Origin of the sequence: Streptomyces cacaoi, from assembly GCF_006539165.1 — a bacterium.
GTDB classification, from domain to species: Bacteria; Actinomycetota; Actinomycetes; order Streptomycetales; family Streptomycetaceae; genus Streptomyces; species Streptomyces cacaoi.
Genome location: NZ_BJMM01000002.1, coordinates 144,930 through 167,749, shown reverse-complemented (window position 1 = coordinate 167,749; position 22,820 = coordinate 144,930). Strand labels below are relative to the sequence as shown.

The following is a 22,820-nucleotide window of genomic DNA, read 5'->3' as shown; positions in this document are numbered from 1 at the left end:
AGCACCCGCCGGAGCACCCGCCGGAGGACCGACCGGACCGGTTCACCGGCCGGAGCGGGGGTGGGGCAGGATCTCGGTGACCACCGTTCAAGGAGCACCCCATGTCCGAGCCGGCACCCCCCGAGGGGGAGAGCTTTCCCCGTACCCGAGCCAGACGCCCCGCACTGTGGCTGCTGCTCGTCCCCGCGGTGCTGTACTGCCTGGCGCCGCTCGTCGCCAACAGCATCGAACCCCGCGTCCTGGGCGTCCCGTTCCTGCTGGTGTGGGTCATCGGCGCGACGGTGCTCAGCCCGCTGGTCATCTGGCTCGCCGCCCGGCTGGACCCGGCCTTCCGCAGCGGCGCGCTGGAGCCGCTGCCGGCCGACGACGACCCCCCGCCGGACGGCACCGCACCGCACGACGGCGAGGGCCCCGGCCCGGGAGCCGCCGGAGGGGCGCGATGAGCGGCTCGGCGGCGGTCGCGACGACGGTGTTCGGCCTGGCGATGGTGGCCACCCTGGTGATCGGGGTGCTCAGCGCCCGCGGCCGGGACAAGGGCCTGGCCGAGTGGTCGGTCTCCAGCCGGGGCCTGGGCGTGCTCTTCATCTGGCTGCTGATGGCCGGCGAGAGCTACACGAGCTTCTCGTTCCTGGGCACGGCCGGCTGGTCCTACTCCTACGGGGTGCCGATCCTGTACCTGGTCGCGTACCTCACCGTCGGCTTCGCGGTGGGCTATGTGGTGGGTCCGGCCCTGTGGACGTATGCGAGCCGGCACCGGCTGCTGTCGATCGCCGACATCGCCGAACACCGGTTCCGCTCCCGGCCGGTGGGGATCCTCGTCGCGGTCACGGCGACGGTCTTCATCGTCCCCTACGTCCAGGTGCAGATCCAGGGCATGGGCGTGGTGGTCAACGCGATGACGTACGGCAGCGTGGACCTGCGCGTCGCCGCCGTCGTCTCGTTCGTGGTGGCCGAGGCGTTCGTCCTCGTCTCCGGGCTGCGCGGCTCGGCCTGGGTGAGCGTGCTGAAGGACGTGCTGGTGATCGTCGCGGTGGTCTTCCTCGCGGTGTGGATCCCGCTGCACTACCTGGACGGGCCGGGCGATCTGCTGAACCGGCTGGTGCGGGAGAAGCCGGAGTGGCTCACCTTCCCCGGGCACGACTCGGGCGGCATGGACGGCACCTGGTTCGTCTCCACGCTGCTGCTCAACGCCGTGACCATCTCCATCTTCCCCACCACGGTGGCCGGCTACCTCAGCGCCCGCAGCCCCAACGCCCTGCGCCGCAACGCCCTGTTGCTGCCCTGGTACCAGCTGCTGCTGTTCATCCCGATGATGGTGGGCGCCGTCGCCCTGTTCGCGCTGCCGGGGCTCGGCAACCCGGACCTGGCGCTGTTCCGGCTGGTGACCGACTCGCTGCCGGCGCCCGTCGTGGCCGTGATCGGCGTCGCCGGTGCGCTGTCCGCGATCGTGCCGATGAGCGTGTTCATGCTGGCGATCGGCACGCTGTGCGGGCGGACGCTGCTGGGCGGCGGGAACGGCTCCGACCCGCGGTGGCCGAGGCGGGCCGAGGGCCCGGCGGGCGGCGCGGCCGATGTGCGCGCCAAGCGGCTCTCCCAACTGGTGTGCTTCCTGGCGGGGCTGCTCGCGCTCGGCGGGGCCCTGTTCTACCCGAACACGCTGGTGCAGCTGTCGGTGCTCTCCTACGAGGGGCTCGCCCAACTGGTGCCGCTGGCGCTGCTGTCGCTGTTCTGGCGGCGGATGACGGCCGTGGCGGGGGTCGCGGGCATGCTCGTGGGCCTGGCCGTGGTGGTGGGGCTGTGGGCCACCGACAACGACCCGCTGTGCGGCGTCAACGGCGGTGTCGTCGGGCTCGTGGCGAACCTCGCCGTCACCTGCGCCGTCAACGCCTTCCGCGCCCCCGGCGGCTCCGGCGGACCCGGTGGCTCCGGCGCCGCGGCGCGCACGTCCCGCACCGGTGCCGCCACCGGACCCGTCGGAACCGGCGACGGCGACGAGGGACCGCCCCGCGCCGCTCCCTCCGCCTGACCGCCGCCCGTCCGCGCCCGCCCCGCGGCCCGGCCAGCAGGGGCAGCGCCGCCGCCGAGAGGAGGGCGCAGCCGCACACCACGACCGCCATCGACAGCGCGGTGGTGTCCCCGGCCGCGCCGGGCAGCGGAGCGGCGGCGGCGCCGAGCACGAACTGGGCGCCGCCGAGGAGACCGGAGGCGGCCCCCGGGGCGTCGGCGCCCAGGTCGAGGACGAGGGTCGTCGCGGCGGGCAGGACCATCCCGAAGCCGGACGTCAGACCGAACAGACAGGCCCAGGTGGCCGGGAAGCCGCCGGCACCGGCGGCGTGCAGCGCCACCAGGGTGCCCGTGGCGGCCAGGGTGACGGCCGCACCGGCGGCGAGCAGCGTGCCGAGGCGCACCCGCCCGGCCAGCCGGCCGAACAGCACACCGGCCAGCACGGTACCGGCGGCGTTCACCGCGAAGACGAGACCGTAGCCGGTGGGCGACAGGCCGAAGCCGTCGCGGAAGACGAACGGCGAGCCGGTGATGTAGGCGAACAGCGCGCCGAGTCCGCACCCCATGACGAGCAGCCCGCCGACGAGCCGGCGCCGCCGCAGCAGTCCGGCCGTCGCACCGAACGCGGCCCGCACACCGCCGGACACGCGCCGCTCGGCGGGCAGCGACTCGGGAACCCACGCGCCGACCGCGGCCCACAGCGCCAGCCCGGCGGCGGCCAGCGCGCCGAACACCAGGCGCCAGGAGCCGATACCGAGGACGGCGCCCCCGGCGACCGGCGCCAGCACCGGCGCCGTCATCGCGATCACGCTCAACGCGGAGAGCCGGCGGGCCGCGTGGACGCCGGTGAACCGGTCGCTGACGACGGCCCGTCCGACGACGAGCCCGGCACCGGCGGCGCAGCCCTGCAACAGCCGGGCGGTCTCGAACACGGCCAGGGACCGGGCGAGCGCGCAGACCGCGGAGAACACGGTGAACAGCCCGCAGCCCACCAGGAGCAGCCGGCGCCGTCCCACCGCGTCGCTGACCGGACCGAGTACGAGCTGACCGGCCGCGATCCCCACGAGGCAGGCGGTGAGCGAGAGTTGCACGGCTGCGCCCGAGGTGTGGAACGAGGCGACGATCTCCGGGAAGGCGGGCGCGTACATGTCGGTGGCGAACGGTGACAGGGCCGAGAGCCCGCCGAGGGCGAGGACGAGGCGGCCCGCGCGGGCCGGGGGTTCTCCAGGGGCGTTCATCGGTCTCCAACCAGACGTCGGGCGCGCTCGCCGAGCGCGGCCGGCGGCCGACGCGACCGCCGCGCGCCCATGGTCCGCACCGGCACCGCGGCACGGTGTGGAGCGCGGAGCCCGCCGCTGTGGAGCGCGCGGCCCGCGACACGGCTCCCGGAGCGCCACGACGCACGGCCCCTGCCGTACGGCCCGCGACACGGAGCGCCCCGGCGTCACCGACAGGCACACGATCTCCGCCGTGCACCCCGCCACGGCGTCGGCATCGGGCACGCGATCTCCGCCGTACAGCCCGCCGCACGGAGCGTCCACAGCGCTGCCGCGGACCCGCCGGAGCCGCGAAAGCACCGCACGCGGCGCGGAGTTCGGCTGTGCGCGGCAGCGGCACCGAGCCCCGGCGGCACCACCGACGGCGCCACCGACGGCCCCGGAGTTCCGGTTGTGCGCCCGGCCGCACGGGGTTCAGGTGTGCGCGGCGGTGCCGGGTTCGGATCTGCGCGGCGGTGCCGGGTTCAGGTGTGTGCGCGGCGGTGCCGGGTTCAGGTGTGCGCCCGGCCGCACGGAGTCCAGATGTGTGCAGCCGTGCCGGGGTCAGGTGTGTGCGCGGCGGAAGCGGGCGGGGGTGATGCCCCGGTCGCGGCGGAAGGCGTAGCCGAAGTTGCCGGCGGAGGCGTAGCCGACCTCGTGTGCGATCCGGGAGACCGGCCAGTCGGTCTCGACGAGCAGCGCCGCGGCCCGGTCGAGGCAGCGGCGCCGGTGGAACTCCCGTACCGAGGCGCCGTACAGCGCGCGGAAGCCGGTGGTGAGCCGCCGGACCGACATGGACGAGGCGCGGGCCAGCTCGGCCGACGTCGGCGGCGCGTGCCGTCGCCGCCACAGCAGGTCGGGCACCCGCCGCAGCGCGGCCACCTCGTGCTCCGCGAGGCCGATGTCCCGTGTCCGCGCGGCCGTCGCCCCGGCCGTCAGCCCGTCGACCAGCGCGGCGAACGCCGCGGCGAGCCGCGATTCGAGGTACAGCGGACGCCCGGGCGAGCTGCGCCGGTGCACGAAGATCTCTTCCAGCGGGCGGGCCACCTGGTGCAATGCGGACGAGCCGGCCAGATAGCGGGCCCGTGCGAGCTGCTCCGGTCCGGTGGCGGGCAGTCCGCCCGCGCCGCGGACCGCGAGGTAGGTCTCCAGCCCGCTCCAGCTGCCGGTGACCGAGACGGCCCGGTAGCGCTCGCCGTCGCGGTGCTCCACGGCACCGTCGGTGGCGCAGCGGGGGCTCAGCGCCACGGCTCCGGCACACAGCTCGCCGGTGCCGGTGTCCGCCTCGCTGATGTGCAGACGTCCCTCGACGCAGTGCTCCAGCTCGAAGTGGTCCCCGGGGAAGGCGTAACGCAGCCGGTGGCCCCCGGCGAAGGCGACGTCGTAGCGGACGAGGTGGAAACCGCTGGGCAGCGGCGTCACCTCGATGGTGCCGTCACCGACCTCGGGACGCAGCCGGTGCCGGACGGTGCCGTCGGCGCCCTCCTCGGCCCGGGCGATCGACGCGTGGTAAGCGGCGGTGGCGGCCGCGCCGGCCACCTGGTGAACTCCGGTCACGGAAGGGCAGGTTAGCGCCCCGCCGCGGCTGCCCGGCGGCGGGCGGCGGCTCCGGTCAGGACTGCTTGCCGTGCCCGGGGCAGTGCGCCTTCGCCTGCTGCCAGCGGCCCTTGGCCTGGCCCGCCCGGTGCGCGGCCTTCGCGGCGCAGCGGGAGGACGCCTGCCCGGGTCCCTTGCCGGGGCCCTCTCCGAGGCCCTTGCCGAGGCCCTTACCGGGGCCCTTGCCGAGGCCCTTGCCGAGGCCCTTACCGGGGCCCTTGCCGGGGCCCATGCCCTGGACGCCGGCGCGGGCCTTCCAGGCGTGCATCTGCTGCTGCCGGGCACGGTGCCGCAGGGCGCGGGCCCGGGCCAGATGGCTCGCGTCGCTGACCACGGCGAGCAGTCCGCCGACGATCGCGGAGTCCTTGAGGAACTGGGTGCGCCGCTGGGCCCGTTCGGCCGGGTCGTCGTGCTCCCAGAAGGAGTTGCCGGCGAGGTTGGTGGGGATCAGCGAGGCGCACAGCGCGAGCGCGGACAGCCGGGGCAGCCGGCCGATGCCGAGCAGGGCACCGGCGGCGACCTGCACGGCCGCGTTGACGCGCACGAGCTGCACATCGTCCCGCGGCAGGGCCGGCAGCGTCCCGCGCACCTTCTCCAGGAAGGGCCCCGCCATCTCGGCCCGCGGTTCGGGTTCGCGCAGCGTCTCGATCCCGGCGGTGACGAACAGCGAGCCGAGGAGCGGGCGTGCGGACAGATGCAGGAGCTTCATGGGACGTCATCCTCCGGGTGCGCGAGGGCGGCGCCCCCACATGGACGCACCGCACGCTCGGTCGACGAGCCGACACCAGCCATGTCACGCCTCGCGCGGCCGTCCCGCAACCGGTGCGCCCCGTACGGCGGCACACCCGTGGGCGGCCGCGGTACGGGGCGCGGGCCGGGCGCCGGCGCGCGGGGCTGCGGTCAGCCCCGGCCGGGCAGCGCGTAGACGGTCTCGACGAACTCGGCGATCTGCTCGTCCGAGAGGTGCTGGCCGAGGTCGGCCTCGCTGATGACGCCGACCAGCCGCTTGTCCTCGATCACCGGGATGCGCTTGATGTGGTGGTCGCGCATCTCCCGCAGCACCTCGGCGGTGTCGGCGTCCGACGCGACCCAGCGCGGGGTGCCCTCGCACAGGTCGGCGCACCGCACCCGCGCGGGGTCGTGGCCCATGGCGACGCATTTGACGACGATGTCGCGGTCGGTGATCATCCCGCACATCCTGTCGTTCTGATCGCTCACGGGCAGCGCGCCGACATCGAGTTCCCGCATCAACTGGGCTGCCCTGTCGAGGGTTTCCTCCCGGTAGATCCACCGGGCACCGGGGTGCATGATGTCCTTCGCCGTCGGCATGGGGGCCTCCTGCTGGCGGTACGTTCCGTACCCCTTCATGGTGTGCGCCCCCTGCGCCCCGCTCGCCCCGGCATCCGCCATACGGGTGAAGAACCGCCAGGGCCCGGCACCCGGTGTGCGCGGGCCCGTACCGCGGGTCACTCCGCTTCGGCCTCCCGGACCTGGATCAGGGCGTGCTGCCCGTTCGTGCGCCACTCCTCGCCGCTGTCGTCCAGCGCGGCGGCCGTCGACGCCGCCAGCCCGGTGACGACCTCGGACTTGAGTGTGCGCAGGGCGCCGAGCGGGCCCGGGAATCCGGCGGTGACCTCCGCGAAGGGGGTGGTGGCCGGCCAGTGCCGGTCGCCCACCAGCCGCCGGTAGTTCAGATCGCCCTTCAGCAGCGTGAGCGCGGCGGAGGCGAAGTCGGCCCGCAGATCGCCGGGCATCGCGGCGTACCCGAGCGGCGCGCACGAGAACGGGTGCGAGCGCACCAGCAGCCGCCCCTCGCGCAGCGCCCCGGTCAGCAGCCGCCCGGCCCGGCCCGCCGCCGCGGGCGCGGCCGCGATCCTGCGCACGGCCGCGAGCACGTCCGCCGGGACCGCGTCGGAGACGTAGTACGGGTGCGGCTTGACGTGCAGCAGGACCTCGGTGGCGGTGCCGGTCTCCAGCAGGTGGGCGAGCAGCAGCAGATCGGCGATCAGCTCCCGGCCCGCGTTGTCGGCCACGAGCACGATCCGGCCCGGGACGACGCCGCGCTCGGCCGCGCCGGCCAGCAGACGGTGCAGCGCCGGCCGTTCGTCGGCCACCAGCGGCCGGTCGCCGCTCGCCTCGTCGGAGGTGAGCAGGAATCCGAGATCGGCCCGGTTGCCCCACAGGGCGCCGAGCAGCAGTGCGTCGGTGCGTTCCGCCTCGTCGGCGCCGTCGAGGCCGTCGAGCGCGGCGAGCTGCTCGTCGACGCCCTCGCCCGCCAGCTCGGCCTCCTTGAACGGCGCGAACGGGTCGACGCCCCGCCGGGCGCCGCCGTCCTCCTGCGGGTCGGCGTAGCCGGTGGCGGTGCGCAGCCGCCGGTAGAAGTAGCTCTCGGCCCACAGGAAGGGCGCCTGGAGCCAGCGCCTGCCGTAGTGGCCGCGGTCCCAGGGCCCGTTCCACAGCGCGGCGTCCTGCGCGTGCTCGGGCAGGGCCGCGACGGTGCCGTGCAGCGTCTCGGTCAACAGCGCGTCGAGCGCGTCCCGCTGCCGGGGCCCGTAGGGCGTGGCCTCGGTCAGCCGGCGCAGCAGCGCGGGGTGCCGCTCGGTCCACACACCGTGCGCGAACGTGCCGGGCACGCTGCTGACGATCTCCGGCGCCTGCTGTGCGCCGCTCGGGCTGGCCTCCACGTCGTCCTCCCTGCCGGCTCGTCCCCCGGCAGTATTCGATCACGCCGGGGCGGCCGGGTCAGGTGGCGGGTTCGCCGGGCACGGGGAAGGCCACCGGGCTGCGGTGGCCGCCGGGCCCGACCGCGCGGACGCCGAAGAACAGGTTGTCCTTCGACAGCCCGACGGTGTACCGGGTGGTGTCGCCGACGTCGCGCACATGGGTCCACTCGTTCCGGGACGTCTCCCGGCGGACGATCTCGTAGCGCACCGGGCGCGGTCCCTGCCCGGCGGGCGGGCGCTCCCACTCCAGTGCGGTGTCGTTGGTGAGCGAACCGGTGAGGATGCGTGCGCCGGGCGGGGCCTCGGGCGCGACGGCCAGCGACCACAGCGCGGCCGCGTTCACCCGGGCCACCCGCGCGATGTAGTCGAAGTCGCAGAACTCGGGCAGATCGCCGTACTGCTTGCCGTCCTCGACGCGCACGTCCTGGTGCTGGTGGGCGAAGTCCTCGGCGGGCTCGGTGAACCGGGCCGCGGGGAAGCCCCGTTCGAGGAAGGGGATGTGGTCCCCGCCGCGCAGATACCGGTCGCGGCGGTGGACGGTCCGCACCCGCATGCCCGTCGCCTCGTTCTCGGCGACGTCGCGGACGAAGCGGGCCAGCTGCCGGGACGGCGAGTCGTTCTCGCCGCCGACCTTGCGGCGCAGCTCGGCCTCCTCGGCGGTCTCGGCCGTCGGCACTCCCTCGGCGAACAGCCGCACGGTGTACGGGTCGCGGGAGCCGTCGTCCGCCGTGGAGCTGCCGACGATGTCGTCGGTGAACATGGCCCGCACCCGTGCGCCGTCCCGCCGCAGCGACTCGGCCAGGTGCGCCGCCCCGTACAGCCCCTGCTCCTCGCCGGCGACGGCGGCGAACACCAGCGTCGCCGCGGGCCGGCGGCGGGCCATCACCCGGACGAGTTCCAGGACGACGGCGACCCCCGAGGCGTCGTCGTCCGCTCCGGGCGCGTCGCTCTCGGCGTCCATGACGTCGCTCGCACGCGAGTCGTAGTGGCCGGAGACCACGTGCACCCGCTCCGGATCCTCGGTGCCCCGCAGCGTGGCGACGACGTTGGCCAGCCGCGTCGGCCGCGGTATCCGCTCCCCCGGCTCCTGGATCCAGCTCTGCACCTCGACGGTCATCCGGCCGCCGGACGCCTCGGCGTACGCGGCCATCCGCTCGTGTATCCAGTCCCGGGCCGCGCCGATGCCGCGCTCGGGATCGTCCTGAGCGGAGAGGGTGTGCCGGGTGCCGAAGGCGGCCAGTGTGCGGACGGTCCGCTCGATGCGGCGGGGGTCGATCTCCCGCAGCAGCGCGCGCAGTTCACGGTCGGGCGGCTGGGCGGTGGCCCGGCGGCTCTCCCGGCCGTCGTCCGGGCCGCCGGGGCGGCCGGCCGCGGCGGCGGGGCCGGCGGCCAGGCCGGCAGCGCCCGCGGCCACCGCCGAGGCCGCGCCGGCCAGCACCGCCCGGCGTCCGGTTCCCTGCCGCTGCCCTGCGGGCCGCTCGGCGGGTCCGCTGGGGCCGGGCTGCTGCGGGGGCTGCGCCATCGTCGTCCTCCCACGGTGCGGATGCGGAGACCTCGCGTGATTGTCAGGGGCACGACGGGCGCGGACAAGAGGCCGCGCACGCCCGCGCCGCGCTCCCGCGCGCCGGCCGCCGCTCACCCGTTCGGCCACGACACCGGTGCGCACGGGCCGCGTTCCGGCCACCGTGTCACCGAGGGCGAGGGCGACGAGGGCGAACCGGCGGCCCCCGGGCCGCGCCGGGACGGCTCCCCAGCGACGAGAGGCCGAAGCATGACGACCCCCGCATTCGAGGGCAGGACCGCGCTGGTCACCGGCGCGGCCTCCGGCATCGGCCTGGCCGTCGCCCGGCGGCTCGCCGAGGACGGCGCCGCCGTCGTCGTCGCCGACTACGACGAGGACGGCGCACAGCTCGCGGCCGGCGAACTGGAGACAGCGGGGGCCCGCGCCGAGCCGGTCACCGTCGACGTCACCGACCCGTCCTCGGTCGCCGAGGCGGTGCGCTTCACCGTCGACACCTACGGCTCGCTCGACCTGGCCGTGAACAACGCGGGGATCTCCGGCCCGTCCCTGCCGACCGGCGAGTACGACATCGCCGCCTGGAACCGGGTCATCGACACCGACCTCACCGGCGTCTTCCACGGGCTGCGCTACGAACTGCCCGTCATGGCCGAGGGCGGCGGCGGTGCCATCGTCAACATGTCCTCGATCCTGGGCACCCACGGCTTCTCCGGCCAGGCGGCCTACTGCGCCGCCAAGCACGGCGTCATCGGGCTGACGAAGACCGCCGCGCTCGAATACGCGCCCCGCGGCATCCGCGTCAACGCGGTCGGGCCCGGCTTCATCGACACGCCGCTGCTGCGGGAGACGGACAACCCGATGCGGGAGCGGCTGATCGCACTGCACCCGCAGGGACGGCTCGGCACCGCCGAGGAGGTCGCCGAGCTGACGGCCTTCCTCCTGTCCGACGCGGCCTCCTTCGTCCAGGGCAGCTACCACCTGGTGGACGGCGCGTACTCCGCACAGTGACCCGGCCGGGAACGCCCGGCAGCAGCGCCCTGCGCCGCGGAGCACGGCGGCGGGACCGGCTCACCCCCGGGCGCGGTGCAGCCGGAAGCCCACGGCGGCGGCCAGCACGATCACACACGCGGAGAACACCAGCCCCGCGTCCCGCAGCCCCATCCCCACGCTCAGCGCCCCGACGCCCACGACGGGCAGCGAGATCCCGAGATACGCGGTGACGAAGAGCGCGGACAGCGTCGCGCCCCGGTGCTCCTCCGGCGCCCGTTCCCCCACGGCGGAGAGCGCCGACCGGAACGCCAGCCCCTGCCCGATCCCCACCGTCACGGCGCCGGTCACCAGCAGCGGCAGCGAGGCGACCAGCAGCGAGCAGCCGACCTGCACCATCCCGGCCACCAGCCCGACACAGCCCAGCGGCAGGCCCCGCGCGACGCCCGTCCTGCTCATCAGCGCCTGCCCGGCCAGCGAGGAGGCGAAGACGGAGAAGGCGACGGCGCCCGAGGCGGCGAGATTGCCGACGTGCAGCGTCTCCGACAGGAAGCCGGGCGAGACGGCGGTGAACAGCCCGAACACGGAGAACCCGGCGAAACAGGCCAGCCCGGCGGGCACGAACACCGGCCGCACCTGCCGGGGCACGGCCATGCCGCGGGGCCGCAGCGGGGGCCTCGGCTCGGGCCTGTGCACCGTCTCGGGCAGGACGAGGGTGAGCACCAGGGCCACGGCGAGCAGCCCCAGATGGGCGAGGAAGGGCAGCATGAGCGGCTTCGGCGCGTACTGGGCCAGCACACCGGACAGCAGCGGACCGCAGCCGAGACCGCCCATGTTGGCGGCGGTCGCCGCGAAACCGCTGCTGCCGGACGGTGCCAGCTCCAGCACGGCGGCGGTGGCGGCGCCGCTGAACAGCCCCGCGGCGAATCCCGACAGCACCCGCCCGGTGAACAGCAGCGGCAGGCCCCCTTCGAACAGGAAGCAGACGGCGCTGGCGGCGGAGAGCGCCAGCGCGGCCAGCAGGACGGGCCGGCGGCCGAGCACGTCGGAGAAGTCCCCGGCCACGAGCAGCGCCGCGATGACACCGGCCGCGTAGACGGCGAAGACGATCGTCACCATCAGCTCGGAGAAGCCCAGTTGCCCCCGGTAGAGGCCGTAGAGCGGGGTCGGCAGCGTCGTGCCGGCCATGCCCACGGCGAAGACATAGGTGGCTGCCGCGTACCACCCGGTGCCGTTGCGCTGCTTCACCACGTTTCTCGTGTCCCTCGCGTCCCTCGTGTCCCTCGCGTCCCTCGCGTCCGTCGGGCTTCCGTCGGCGGTGCGCGTCCGTGCCTCCGGCGAGGGGTCGGCCCCACCTCCGGGGACTCCATGCTCGGCCCGCCCGGGGCGCCGCGCACCTCGGGCCCGTACCCCTCCCGGGCCGGGGAACGGGCCGCGACCTGCGCGGATGCCGGGACGGGATGCCGGACGTAGCCTGGGCAGCACGGGTCCTGTACGCGGGAACCTGAAAGGTAGGGCGGCTCGTGAAGTCTGACACCCACCCCGACTACCACCAGGTGGTCTTCCGGGACCAGGCGGCCGGCTACGCGTTCCTGACGCGTTCGACGGCCAGCAGTGACACCACCATCGAATGGGACGACGGGCAGACGTACCCGGTCATCGACGTGGAGATCTCCTCGGAGTCCCACCCCTTCTACACGGGCAAGGCCCGCGTCGTCGATTCCGAGGGCCAGATCGCCAAGTTCCGCCGTCGCTACGAGAGTCCGACGCCCGATGACGTCCTGCACACGGGCCCGGACGCGGAGCCCACGCCGGAGGACGTGGTGCTCGCCTCCGGGCGCGATCTGACGGAGGCCAATCTGGCCTGGGCGCGCGAGCAGATCGCCGCCGAGGGCCGCTCGGCGCTGGACCGCCGGCTGCCCTGAGCGGCCGGTCCGGCCGTCAGTCGGCGACGGTGAAGCGCTCGCGGAGGTGCCGCGGGTTCTCCACCTCGTCGAGGACGGCGACCGCGTAGTCCTCCATCGAGATCCGGCTGTTGCCCTCGTCGTCCACGACGAGGTCGTCCAGCGCCGTGCGGTAGGTGCCGGTGCGGATGCCCGGCTCGATGGTGGCCGCGGGGCTGATGTTGGTCCAGCGGATGTCCTCGACGCCGCGGTAGAACTCCAGCGCGTCACCGTGCGCGTGCATGATCTGGAGGACGCCCTCGGGCAGGCCGTCGGCGTCCCACACCTGCCCGCCGCCGGGCGTGCGCAGTGATCCGGCGCCGCCGACGGCGATCAGCCGGGGCGCCCGGTCGCCGAGCGTGCGCAGGCCGGCGACAAGCGATTCGGCGGCCGGTTCGATCGTGGCCAGATGCCCCGGCCCGTCGCCGCCGCCCACCGCGCTGACCACGACGTCCGCCGCACCGGCCGCTTCCGCCACCGACTCGGGCGAGAGCACGTCGCCGGTGCGCACGGTCAGCCGGGTGCCCTGGTCGGTGCGCTCCAGCTTGCCGGGGTCGCGGACGACGGCGACGACCTCGTGTCCTCTGCTCAGCGCCTCGCGCAGAATCCGGCTCCCGATGTGCCCGGTGGCCCCGAACAGGGCGATCCTCGCCATGGTGTTCTCCTGGTGCTCGATGGCAGTTTCCGTCACCGGCACACCGTGGCGGCGGGCGGCGACACCACCGAAGCTAACCGTGCGACCGCACCCCCGCGAGGTAGGCTCACGACCACCTATGGTGAGAAACGGACACATGGACGAACCGGCCGCCTCCACGGATCCCGCGGAGGCCGACCCGGCACCGGCGCCCGGCGGCGGCATCGCCCCGTACCCGGTCCGCACCGGCGCGGGCACGATCCCCGAGCTGCCCTGGTCCCCCGGGCCCGGCGCCCCCGCGACGGGTCTGGAGGTGATGACGCTCTCGGATCTGCGCACCCGCACCGCCGCACACGGCCAGAACCCCGCGGAACCACAACGGCCGGACTTCCACCAGCTGTTCGCCGTCGAGTCGGGAACGCTGCGGCAGTCCGTCGACTTCACCGAGCACCGCACGGCGCCCGGCGGCTGGCTGTGGGTCCGGCCCGGACAGGTGCAGCAGTACGGCGATCTGGAGCAGGCGGAGGGGACGCTCGTGCTGTTCCTGCCCGCCTTCCCCGACCCGGCCACGGCGGAGGCCGTCGGGCTGGACGAGGCGTCCGGCGCGGTGCACCGCCACCCGGTGGACGCCGGGGCACGCGCCGTCCGCCTGGCCCTGGATCATCTGCGCTTCGAGTTCGCCGCCGCGCGCACCGGACCGGCCGGGCCACCGCCGGCCGCGCACACCCAGCTGCTGCGTCATCTGCTGTCCGCGCTGCTGCTGCGGCTGATCCGGCTGCCGGACGCGACGCCCGGAACTGCCGGAACGCCCGGAACGCCCGGAACACCGGGGCCGCCGGACGGTCCGGCCGCGCCGGGGCAGGGCCGCGGCCCGGAGACGTTCCGCCGCTTCCGTGCCGCCGTGGAACGGGACTTCACCCGCACCCGCCGGGTCGCCGACTACGCCCAGGCACTGGGCTATTCACCGCGCACGCTCTCGCGTGCCACCCGTACCGCGGCGGGGCTGGGCGCGAAGGAGTTCGTGGACCGCCGTGTCGTGCTGGAGGCCAAGCGCCTGCTCGCCCACACCGACAGCTCCGCCTCCCAGATCGCCGCGCAGCTGGGCTTCGCCGACGCCACCAACTTCTCCAAGTTCTTCCAGCAGCGCGCCGGAACGACCCCGGGCGCCTTCCGCACCACCGTGCGCCCGCCGCGACGACGGCAGCGGTGACCGGGGCCCGTGCCGACGGCTTCCGTGCCCGATATCCGCGTCCGATATCCGTGCCCGATATCCGCGCCCGGCGTCCGTGTCCGGCGTCCGGAACGACCGTCCGCACGCCGGGAATCCAGCGATCGCCGATTCTGCCGGGGATATCGCGACATACCGCCGCGGGACGCCCGTCGGCGCATTCCGCATTGCCCGGAGAAACGGCCGGAACGGACCTGTCGAAAAGCCGTGACAATGAGCGGTTGTTGCGCCCGGAACGCCTTCCGTAAACTCGCCGACGACCATGATCCACAACTGAGGATGCGATCCGTTACCTCATGAAGAAGAGCACCAGGCGCGCCACCACCGTCGGAATCGGCACCCTGCTCGCCGTCGGCGCCATCGGGGCCCCGCAGGCCCAGGCGCTCGACGTCTGGGTGAACCCCGGCCACTCCAAGTCCGGGAAGAGCTATGTCCATTCGGCGCGCGCCGCGTTCACCGCGAAGGGCGACCGTTTCACGGTCTACGACGACGCGAAGGACGGCTACCAGCCGGTGGTGACCATCTTCGCCACCAAGGCCGACGGCCGTGGAATCAGCGGGAGTTACTGGTACGACAAGGGCGGAAAGACCCACGGCACCATTCTGCACAAGAATCTGAAGGAGGGCTCGAAGGTCAAGTTCCGGCTGTGCATGTCGAACGGCCGGAATCAGTTCGCCTGCGGCAAGTACCGCACGACAACGGCCTGAGCACCGCACCGGGCCGCCGAGCAGAGCCCCGGACCGACGCACGCCTCCCTCCCCGGGGGGCGTGCGGCTCAGCGTCGGCCGTCGCCCGTCGCCGGCATCCCCAGCCGGCATCCCCAGCCGTCAGTCCGGCCGTTGCGCCGCCGTGCGGGCCGTCAGCCGGATGTCGGCGGCGCTGCGCCCGGCGGCGAACAGATGGGGGCCGGGCACGGGTTGCCAGGTCTCCGACGTCGGCTCCCACTCCTGCACGGCACGGCGCGGCACCGTGAGCCGCGCCTCCGCCGTGCCGCCCGGCTCGGCCTCCACCACCGCGAACGCCGCCAGCTTCCGCTCGGGCCCCTCCGGACCGAGATAGAGCTGGACGACCTCGCGCCCGGCCCGCAGACCCGCGTTGCGCACCCGGACGACGGCCTCGACGGCGGGCCGGTAGGGGTCACCGTCTCCCCGGCCGTCCCCCCGGTCGTCCCCCGCGGGCTCCGGGGCCGTGAGGTGCAGCGCCTCGTAGTACCAGTCGGTGTAGCCGAGGCCGTGCCCGAACCAGTACGCCGGCTCCGGGCCGCCCCGCGGGCCCCGCCGCCAGGCCCGGTAGCCGATGTACGGGCCCTCGCTGTAAGGGAGTTGGCCGTCGCTGTCGGGCGTCACCTGGCGGACGGGCACGTCCTCCTCGGCCGCCGGCCAGGTGGTGGGCAGCCTGCCGCCGGGCTCGGCCCTGCCGGACAGCACATCGACGAGCGCCCGGCCCCCGGCCTGCCCGGGGAACCAGGTCAGCAGCACGGCCGCCACCTGGCCGCGCCACGGCATCAGCACCGGGGCGCCGGCGTTGACGACGACGACCGTGCGCGGGTTGACGGCGGCCACCCGGGCGACCAGTTCGTCCTGGCGTCCGGGCAGCGCCAGCCGGTCGCGGTCGACGCCCTCGCTCTCCGTCTCGTCCGTCGTGCCCACGAAGACGAGGGCGACATCGGCCTCCGCTGCGCTGCGGACGGCGCGCTCGATCAGCTCCTCGTCGGGCACCACCGGTGCGCCGTGCCCCAGTTCGAAGGAGACCAGGCCGAACCCGGCCGCCGCGCCGTTCACCCCGACGGGATGGACGAGCCGCACGGGCACGGTCTCGCCGGCCCGCGCGTCCAGCAGGAAGGTCTGCTGCGGCGGGTTGAGGAAGGCCGCCGCGGGGTCCTCGCCCTCGGGGCGCAGTTCGCCGTCGTAGAGCACCCGGCCGGCCGCCTCCAGCCGGAAGTGGCCGACGCCGCGCACCGCGAGGCGGTGGGTCCCGTCGTCCTCGGGGGTGAACTCGCCGACGAGTTCGACCCGGCCGAGGTCCGCGAGCGGGACGCCGCCGGGCAGCCCGCCCATCCAGCGCACGCTCCCGTCGCGCTGCGGGGCGCGCGCCAGCTCGGCGTCGTCGAGCCCGTAGAGGACGGCCGTCAGCCGGAAGCCGGCGTCACTGCTCGCGGCGCCGAGCCGGGTGCGCGGGTCCGGGCCCGGGTCGTGGGCGAGTTCGGTGCCGGCGGGCAGGGCGTCGCGCAGCGCGTCCAGCGGGGTGTCGAGCTGCTCGGGGAAGACCTGGGCGCTGCCTCCCCCGCCGAACCGGGGGACGGCGGCGGCCAGTCCGCTGACCGCCAGCCTGCGCACGGCACCGGACGCCCCGGGCCCGCGCGGCGGCGGCCCGGGGCCGTCGTGCGGCAGGTCCAGCGGCAGTACGCCGTCCTCGTTGCGCAGCAGGACGAAGGAGCGGGCCGCGAGTGCGCGCACGGTGTGCGCCGCGTCCAGCTCGGCGGGCAGCGCGGCGGCCGGCACCGCGGGCGGGGCGCCGTCCAGGACACCGGTGCGGGCGGCGAGCAGGAGCACCCGGCGGGCCAGCGCGTCCACGGTCTCCTCGGGGACCCGGCCGGCGCGCACGGCCGCGACGAGATGGTCGTCGTAGACGGTGTCCGGGCCGGGCATCGCCAGGTCGAGCCCGCCGCGGGCGCAGCCGAGGGTGGAGCGGGCCCCGGTCCAGTCGGAGACGAGGACGCCGTCGAAGCCCCATTCGGCGCGCAGCACCCCGTTGTTGAGGACGTCGTGCTCGCTCATGGTGGTGCCGTCCACGGAGTTGTAGGCGGCCATCAGGGCCCAGGGGTGTGCGGTGCGCACGATCCGCTCGAAGGGGGCGAGGTACAGCTCGCGCAGGGTGCGGGTGCCGACCCGGACGTCGACGGTGTAGCGGTCGCTCTCGGAGTCGTTGGCGACGTAGTGCTTCGGGGTGGCGGCGACGCCGCCGTCCTGGAGCCCGCGCACCAGCGCGGCGCCCAGCACGCCGGTCAGTTCGGGGTCCTCGGAGTACGCCTCGAAGTGCCGGCCGCCGTAGGGCGTGCGGTGCAGATTGACGGTGGGCGCGAGCACCGCGTGTGCGCCCTTGCGGCGGGCCTCCTGGGCGAGCAGCAGCCCGGCGCCGTGGGCGAGCCCGGCGTCCCAGGTGGCGCCGAGCGCGGTGGGCGAGGGCAGTGCGACGCTGGGCTCCTCGGGGGTCCACGCCTCGCCCCGCACCCCGGCGGGGCCGTCGGAGAACACGAGCCGCCCGAGCCCGGCGTCGGGTTCGGGTCCGACCGACCACATGCCGGACCCGCTCAGCAGTCGGGCCTTGGCCCGCAGCCCGAGCCGGGCGAGCACCTCGTCCACCACGGCCCGGCGGGCGGCCTCGGCCCGGGCGTCCGCGGGCCCGTCGGGGCTTCCCGCACCGGGCGCGCGGCCCGGCTCGCTCATGTCAGTCATGTCGATCACCCTGACCGCCAGCCTCTCAGATCCCGCCGTCCGGGGCCTCCAGAGTCGTCGGACCCGGTCCGCCGCCGGGCCTCCCGGCCGGCTCCCGGGCCGCGGCCGGGTCGGCTCCCGGTCCGTCCGAGCCGTCCGGTGGCCGGGGTGGCCGGCGGGCCCGCCGAGCGGGTGACCGGGGCGGGGCCGACCGCGCGGGCGCCCGGCCGCCGGGTCCGGAAGGGCTCGCGCACACCCCGGCCACGGCAATGGATTTCATGAAGAAACCGCAGGTCAGAGCCCTGTTATCGGTACTGACAACGGTCACCGCTACAGCCTTTGCAGCCGTGCCCACCGGTGGGTTTCACTGCCTGCATCCGACCGCCACTCGGCGGCAACCGATGGGGAGGACTGTGGTGGGTGCGACGCACGGACACAGGCAGGGGAACCACGGACGGGGGGACGCCGGGCACGGAGCCGACGGCAGCACACACGGCAGCCCGGACGGCACCGGGCCAGGGCAGGGCCGGCCGCCCGGCCACGGGCACGCACCCGGTCACGACCACGGGCACGGCCACGGGCACGGCCACGGGCACGGCCACACGCACGGGGTGTCAGCGGACGCCGACCGGCGGTGGCTGACGCTGGCGCTCGCGCTGATCGCGGCCTTCATCGTCGTCGAGACGACGATCGCCGTGCTGGCCGGTTCGCTGGCGCTGCTCTCGGACGCGGCCCACATGCTGACCGACGCCGTCTCGATCGTCCTGGCGCTGGTGGCGATGCGGCTGTCCGCGCGGCCCGCCCGCGGCGGCTACACCTTCGGCCTCAAGCGCGCCGAGATCCTCTCCGCGCAGGCCAACGGGCTCACCCTGATACTCGCCGCCTGCTGGCTCGGCTACGAGGCCGTGCACCGACTGCTGGACCCGCCGGCGGTGACCGGCTGGATGGTGCTGGTGACCGCGCTCGGCGGCATCGTCGTCAACCTGCTCGCGACCTGGTGCCTGTCGAAGGCCAACCGGTCCTCGCTGAACGTCGAGGGCGCCTACCAGCACATCCTCAACGACCTGTTCGCGTTCATCGGCACCGCCGTCGCCGGCCTGGTCGTCGTGCTGACGGGCTTCGCGCGCGCCGACGCCATCGCCACGCTGGCCGTGGTGGCGCTGATGCTGAAGGCCGGCTACGGGCTGCTGCGCGACTCGGGGCGGATCTTCCTGGAGGCCGCGCCGGTCGGGCTGGACCCGGACGCCGTCGGGGACCGGCTCGTCGCCGCTCCCGCCGTCACCGAGGTGCACGATCTGCACATCTGGACGATCACCTCGGGCGAGCCGGCGCTCTCCGCGCACGTCCTGGTCGAGCCCGGCGGCGACTGCCACCGGGTCCGGCGGGAGCTGGACGGGCTGCTGCGCGAGGAGTACGGGCTGACGCACACGACGCTCCAGATCGACCACGTCCCCGCGATCCCGGCACCGGCCGGAGCGCCGCACTGCGCCACCGCGCACGGGCCCGTCCACCACGACGGCCCGCACGAGCACTAGGGAGCGTCCGCACAGCGGCGGCACCCGCCCGGACAGCGGTCGTCCGGCGGGCGGTCCGGGCACCGTGTGGGACGCTGATCCCGCGTCCATCCGCACCGCACGAGGAGGTACCGCCATGTCGAAGCCCCCGCTTCCGGAGGCGGCAGTCGCCATGCTCGCCCGGCCGAACCCGGCCGTCATCACCACGCTCCGCTCGGACGGCCAGCCCGTCTCCACGGCCACCTGGTACCTGTGGGACGACGGCCGGGTGCTGGTCAACATGGACGAGGGCCGCAAGCGGCTGACGCATCTGCGCAACGACCCACGCGTCACGCTCACCGTTCTCGACGAGGACAACTGGTACACGCACATCAGCCTCATCGGCCGGGTCGTGGAGTTCCGCACGGACACCGGTCTCGCGGACATCGACCGGCTGGCGCAGCAGTACACCGGCGGTCCCTATCCGCAGCGGGACCGGGAGCGGGTCAGCGCCTGGATCGGGATCGACCGGTGGCACGGCTGGGGCAGCATGAAGGACAGCAGCCAGCCGGGCTGAAAGCAGGACCGGTGACGCACGGGCGCCGGGCGGGGCCTCGTCGGTACGGCCGACGGGCCCGGCCCGGCGCCCGCGGTGCGTCCGGGGCTCACTCGGGAGGCGTCGGCGTCCCCTCGTTGCGGTACATCGCCTGGATGTCCATCTCGATCTTGACGGTCGGCCCGACGACGGCGATGCCGCGCGCCAGCATGCTGCGGTAGTCCAGCGTGTAGTCGTCGCGGTGCAGTTCGGCCGTGGCGAACGCGGCGCAGCGCAGCTCCTCGGCGTATCCGCCGTTCACGGCGCCGAGATAGGTGGTGTCCAGGCTGACGCTGCGGCTGACGCCGTGCAGGGTCAGGGTTCCCTGGACGGTCCACCTGGTGCCGCTGCGGTGGGTGAGCCGGTTGCTCACGAAGTGCAGATACGGGTAGCGCTCGACGTCCAGGAAGTCGGCGGAACGCAGGTGCCGGTCACGGGACTTGTTGCCGGTGTCGATGCTGGCCGCGTCGATGGTGATCTCGATGTAGGAGTCCTCCATCCGCTCGGCCACGCGTATCCCGCCGTCGAAGCGGGTGAAGCGGCCGTGCACATTGGCCATGCCGACGTGCCGGGCGACGAAGCGGATCGCGGTGTGCGGCGGGTCGAACATCCACACCCCGGTCTGCGGCAGCCCCGGCTGCTGCCCCGCCTCCATCTGCAGCTGGTGCGGCTCGGGCAGGAGACCGGCGGAGACCTCCAGGGTGCGGTGCACCGGCTGGAGCCCCTCGATGGTGCCCATGAGCGCGTAGCGGCCGGGCGGCACGACGGCGGTGATCCGGCCGTAGGGGTCGCTGGTGGCCTTCAGGACGCGGCGGCCGTTGCCCGCGTCGGTGACGGTCACGTCCACGCCGGGCAGCGGGTGCCCGAGGGGGTCGTGGATCGCCACGCTGAGGAGCCCGGCTCCGTCCGGCAGAGCCGAGGACGAGCCCGTCCGCTGCGCTCCGGTGGTCTTCGGCTTCCTCCTCGTCAGAAATGTCCCGAGGCCCATGCGTTTTCGTCCTACTTCCCGGCTGTGCCACTTGCTCGTTGTGTCCACGGTCCCCGTGCCGACCGCTGCTGGCTGGATTCCGATCGTACGGAGCAACCCCATACTCCCCCACACCAGGGCCTGGGCAGGCAAATCGAACACCGGCCCGCGCGGGGGCAACTGCCGCTCTGTGCCCGCGCGATGGAACCCCGCGCCGAGCACGGCCGCCCACGGCCCGGCCGGTGGGAGCCGGTCGTGTCCGGGGCATTGATTTATGGCTACGCGTGAGTAAGTTTACTGGCCAGTCAGCGGCCGAAGGCCCGTCACCACCCCCTCGGCGGGCGGTTCGCGCTGCCCTGCCGGGCGCCGCGCCGACGGACCGCGGACATCTCGCACAGCCCTCGCACACCCCCCGCACACCCCGCGCACCACACCCGCACCACACCCGCACCCGCCCCAGGGACAGGAGCCGGAGATGGGCGTCAGGAAGGATCTGAGGACGGCGCGGCGGCGCACGGATCTCGCCGACCGCGAGCCGCTGGAGTTGATCCGGGAAGGCGGCACCGTCCGCGAAGTGCGGGCCGCGCCGCTCGTCGAGCCTCCCACCACCGGCAGCGCCGCCGACATCCCGTTCACCAACGCCGCGGCGGACCCCGGCGCCGTGGTGATGCGCCGCAAGGCCGGTGACACCTGGCAGCCCGTGACGGCCGCGGCCTTCGCCCGCGAGGTGACCGCCACCGCCAGGGGCCTGCTCGCCGCCGGGCTCGCACCCGGCGACCGCGTCGCCCTGATGTGCCGCACCCGCTACGAGTGGTGCGTACTGGACTTCGCCGTCTGGGCCGCGGGCGGCCGGACCGTGCCCGTCTACGCGACCTCGTCCACCGAGCAGACCGGCTGGATCCTGCGCGACTCCGGCGCGGCGTTCGTCTGCGTGGAGACCGCCGAGATGGCCGCCACGGCCGAACCCGCCCTCGCCGCGCTCCCCCGTCGCCCCCGGCTGTGGCAGATCGACGGCGCGGACGGCGGCGGCGCGCTCGCCCAACTCGCCGCGCTGGGGCGCGACGTGCCCGAGGAGCGGATCGCCGAGCGCCGGGCCGGGCTCGGGCCGTCCAGCATCGCCACGCTCTGCTACACCTCCGGGACGACGGGCGAGCCCAAGGGTTGTGTGCTCACCCACGGCAACCTCCTGGCGGAGGCGGCCAACACCGTGGAGCTGCTGCACCCGGTGTTCCGGGCCGCCACCGGGCAGACCGCCTCCACGCTGCTGTTCCTGCCGCTCGCCCACATCCTGGGCCGGAGCCTCCAGATCGCCTGTCTGCTGGCCCGGATCGAGTTCGGGCACTGCCCCGGTATGAAGCCGGAGGAGCTGCGCCCGCAACTGCGCTCCTACCGGCCGACGTTCGTCGTGGGCGTGCCCTACCTGTTCGAGAAGATCCACGACACCGGGCGGGAGACGGCCGAACGGATCGGCCGCGGCTCCTCGTTCGAGCGGGCCGACCGGATCGCGGTGCGCTTCGCCGAGGAACATCTGCGCGGCTTCCTCGGCACCGGCCGGGGCCCCGGTCTCCGGCTGTCCCTGGCCCGTGCGCTCTACGATCTGCTGGTCTACCGGCGGATACGCAAGGAGCTGGGCGGCAGGCTGCGCTACGCCATCAGCGGCGGCTCCCCGCTGGACCGCCGGCTGAACCTGTTCTTCTACGCGGCGGGCATCCTCGTCTACGAGGGGTACGGCCTGACGGAGACGACGGCCGCCGCCACCGTCACTCCCCCGCTCGGCCCCCGGCCGGGCACCGTGGGCCGGCCGGTGCCCGGCACGGCGGTGCGGATCGCGGACGACGGGGAGGTCCTGGTGCGCGGCGGGATCGTCTTCGAGACGTACTGGAACCGGCCCGGGGCCGGTGAAGCGGCCCGGCGCGACGGGTGGTTCGCCACCGGGGACCTCGGCGCGCTGGACGAGGACGGCTATCTGACCATCGTCGGCCGCAAGAAGGACATCCTGATCACCAGCGGCGGCAAGAACGTCTCCCCCGCGCCGCTGGAGGACCGGCTGCGCAGCCGCCCGCCGGTGGCGCAGTGCATGGTGGTCGGCGAGGGCCGGCGGTACGTGGCCGCGCTCGTCACCCTGGACCGGGACGCGGTGGCGCACTGGCTGGCGGTGCGCGGCCGTCCCCGGGACACCCCGCTCGGCGAGCTGCGCGAGGACCCCGGGATCCGCGCGGCGGTGCAGCGGGCCGTCGACCACGCCAACGCGTCGGTGTCCCCGGCCGAGTCGATCCGTGCGTTCCGCATCGTCGACGGCGAGTTCACCGAGGAGAACGGGCTGCTCACGCCCTCGCTCAAGGTACGGCGGGCGGCCGTGGCCGAGGCGTACGCGGCGGACATCGAGGCGCTCTACACGCCCGGCGGCGGCTGAGCCCGGCCGCGCCCCGGCGGCCGTCCAC

The 22,820-nt window shown here is 74.7% G+C and carries 17 protein-coding genes and 2 pseudogenes; 9 read left to right on the top strand and 10 right to left on the bottom strand.

The features are described 5' to 3' along the window. Positions 1-101 precede the first annotated feature (101 nt). Entirely contained in the window at positions 102-443 is a 342-nt protein-coding gene (locus SCA03_RS01200) for a DUF3311 domain-containing protein (protein ID WP_141275163.1), read from the top strand. Continuing rightward, complete coding sequence (locus SCA03_RS01195) at positions 440-2,026, top strand: sodium:solute symporter family protein (RefSeq protein WP_141275162.1); 1,587 nt, start codon at positions 440-442, stop codon at positions 2,024-2,026. Before SCA03_RS01200 ends, SCA03_RS01195 begins: the two co-directional genes overlap by 4 nt. Before the next feature lie 58 nt (positions 2,027-2,084). Here the strand turns inward: SCA03_RS01195 and SCA03_RS35875 are convergent. From SCA03_RS35875 to SCA03_RS01165, 6 genes and pseudogenes are all read right to left on the bottom strand, one after another. Next, positions 2,085-3,242, bottom strand: a pseudogene (locus SCA03_RS35875) (multidrug effflux MFS transporter); the annotation flags it as partial. 582 nt (positions 3,243-3,824) lie between these two features. Further along, positions 3,825-4,817 carry a helix-turn-helix transcriptional regulator gene (locus SCA03_RS01185; RefSeq protein WP_086814898.1) on the bottom strand — a complete coding sequence of 331 codons (993 nt, stop codon included), beginning with the start codon at positions 4,815-4,817 and terminating at the stop codon, positions 3,825-3,827. A 55-nt stretch (positions 4,818-4,872) separates the two neighbouring features. Beyond that, a complete protein-coding gene (locus SCA03_RS35625; RefSeq protein WP_176602523.1) occupies positions 4,873-5,565 on the bottom strand; it encodes a DoxX family protein in 693 nt (230 codons plus the stop codon). Between the two features lie 191 nt (positions 5,566-5,756). Next, positions 5,757-6,185, bottom strand: a complete 429-nt coding sequence (locus SCA03_RS01175; protein WP_030878027.1) for a CBS domain-containing protein — start codon at positions 6,183-6,185, stop codon at positions 5,757-5,759. Between the two features lie 137 nt (positions 6,186-6,322). Continuing rightward, positions 6,323-7,540, bottom strand: a complete 1,218-nt coding sequence (locus tag SCA03_RS01170) for a damage-control phosphatase ARMT1 family protein (protein ID WP_086814897.1) — start codon at positions 7,538-7,540, stop codon at positions 6,323-6,325. A gap of 58 nt (positions 7,541-7,598) precedes the next feature. Continuing rightward, positions 7,599-9,101: a M28 family metallopeptidase gene (locus SCA03_RS01165; RefSeq protein WP_086814896.1), complete on the bottom strand. Its 1,503-nt coding sequence runs from the start codon at positions 9,099-9,101 to the stop codon at positions 7,599-7,601. Positions 9,102-9,350: 249 nt separating this feature from the next. Between SCA03_RS01165 and SCA03_RS01160 the strand changes: the two genes are divergently transcribed. Next, on the top strand, positions 9,351-10,106 hold the full coding sequence (locus SCA03_RS01160) for an SDR family NAD(P)-dependent oxidoreductase (protein WP_030878018.1): 756 nt from the start codon (positions 9,351-9,353) through the stop codon (positions 10,104-10,106). 60 nt (positions 10,107-10,166) lie between these two features. Here SCA03_RS01160 and SCA03_RS01155 read toward each other — a convergent pair whose 3' ends face one another. Next, positions 10,167-11,534, bottom strand: a complete 1,368-nt coding sequence (locus SCA03_RS01155; protein WP_371863888.1) for an MFS transporter — start codon at positions 11,532-11,534, stop codon at positions 10,167-10,169. Between the two features lie 74 nt (positions 11,535-11,608). On the opposite strand from SCA03_RS01155, the pseudogene SCA03_RS35870 reads away from it, so the two are divergent. Further along, positions 11,609-11,842, top strand: a pseudogene (locus tag SCA03_RS35870) (type B 50S ribosomal protein L31); the annotation flags it as partial. A gap of 184 nt (positions 11,843-12,026) precedes the next feature. Here the strand turns inward: SCA03_RS35870 and SCA03_RS01145 are convergent. Then, complete coding sequence (locus SCA03_RS01145; RefSeq protein WP_086814895.1) at positions 12,027-12,683, bottom strand: NAD(P)-dependent oxidoreductase; 657 nt, start codon at positions 12,681-12,683, stop codon at positions 12,027-12,029. A gap of 136 nt (positions 12,684-12,819) precedes the next feature. On the opposite strand from SCA03_RS01145, the gene SCA03_RS01140 reads away from it, so the two are divergent. Together SCA03_RS01140 and SCA03_RS01135 are read left to right on the top strand one after the other, a co-directional pair. Continuing rightward, positions 12,820-13,872: an AraC family transcriptional regulator gene (locus SCA03_RS01140; RefSeq protein WP_086814894.1), complete on the top strand. Its 1,053-nt coding sequence runs from the start codon at positions 12,820-12,822 to the stop codon at positions 13,870-13,872. Between the two features lie 314 nt (positions 13,873-14,186). Then, positions 14,187-14,597, top strand: a complete 411-nt coding sequence (locus tag SCA03_RS01135) for a hypothetical protein (RefSeq protein ID WP_086814893.1) — start codon at positions 14,187-14,189, stop codon at positions 14,595-14,597. Positions 14,598-14,717: 120 nt separating this feature from the next. Here the strand turns inward: SCA03_RS01135 and SCA03_RS01130 are convergent, their stop codons facing one another. Next, positions 14,718-17,345: a beta-glucosidase family protein gene (locus SCA03_RS01130; protein ID WP_086814900.1), complete on the bottom strand. Its 2,628-nt coding sequence runs from the start codon at positions 17,343-17,345 to the stop codon at positions 14,718-14,720. Between the two features lie 380 nt (positions 17,346-17,725). Between SCA03_RS01130 and SCA03_RS01125 the strand changes: the two genes are divergently transcribed. Both SCA03_RS01125 and SCA03_RS01120 read left to right on the top strand, forming a co-directional pair. Continuing rightward, positions 17,726-18,859, top strand: a complete 1,134-nt coding sequence (locus tag SCA03_RS01125) for a cation diffusion facilitator family transporter (RefSeq protein WP_141275161.1) — start codon at positions 17,726-17,728, stop codon at positions 18,857-18,859. A gap of 115 nt (positions 18,860-18,974) precedes the next feature. Beyond that, entirely contained in the window at positions 18,975-19,394 is a 420-nt protein-coding gene (locus tag SCA03_RS01120) for a PPOX class F420-dependent oxidoreductase (RefSeq protein WP_086814891.1), read from the top strand. 88 nt (positions 19,395-19,482) lie between these two features. Here SCA03_RS01120 and SCA03_RS01115 read toward each other — a convergent pair whose 3' ends face one another. Then, complete coding sequence (locus SCA03_RS01115; protein ID WP_086814890.1) at positions 19,483-20,400, bottom strand: YceI family protein; 918 nt, start codon at positions 20,398-20,400, stop codon at positions 19,483-19,485. Positions 20,401-20,854: 454 nt separating this feature from the next. Between SCA03_RS01115 and SCA03_RS01110 the strand changes: the two genes are divergently transcribed. Beyond that, entirely contained in the window at positions 20,855-22,792 is a 1,938-nt protein-coding gene (locus SCA03_RS01110) for an AMP-dependent synthetase/ligase (protein WP_086814889.1), read from the top strand. Positions 22,793-22,820: the final 28 nt, after the last annotated feature.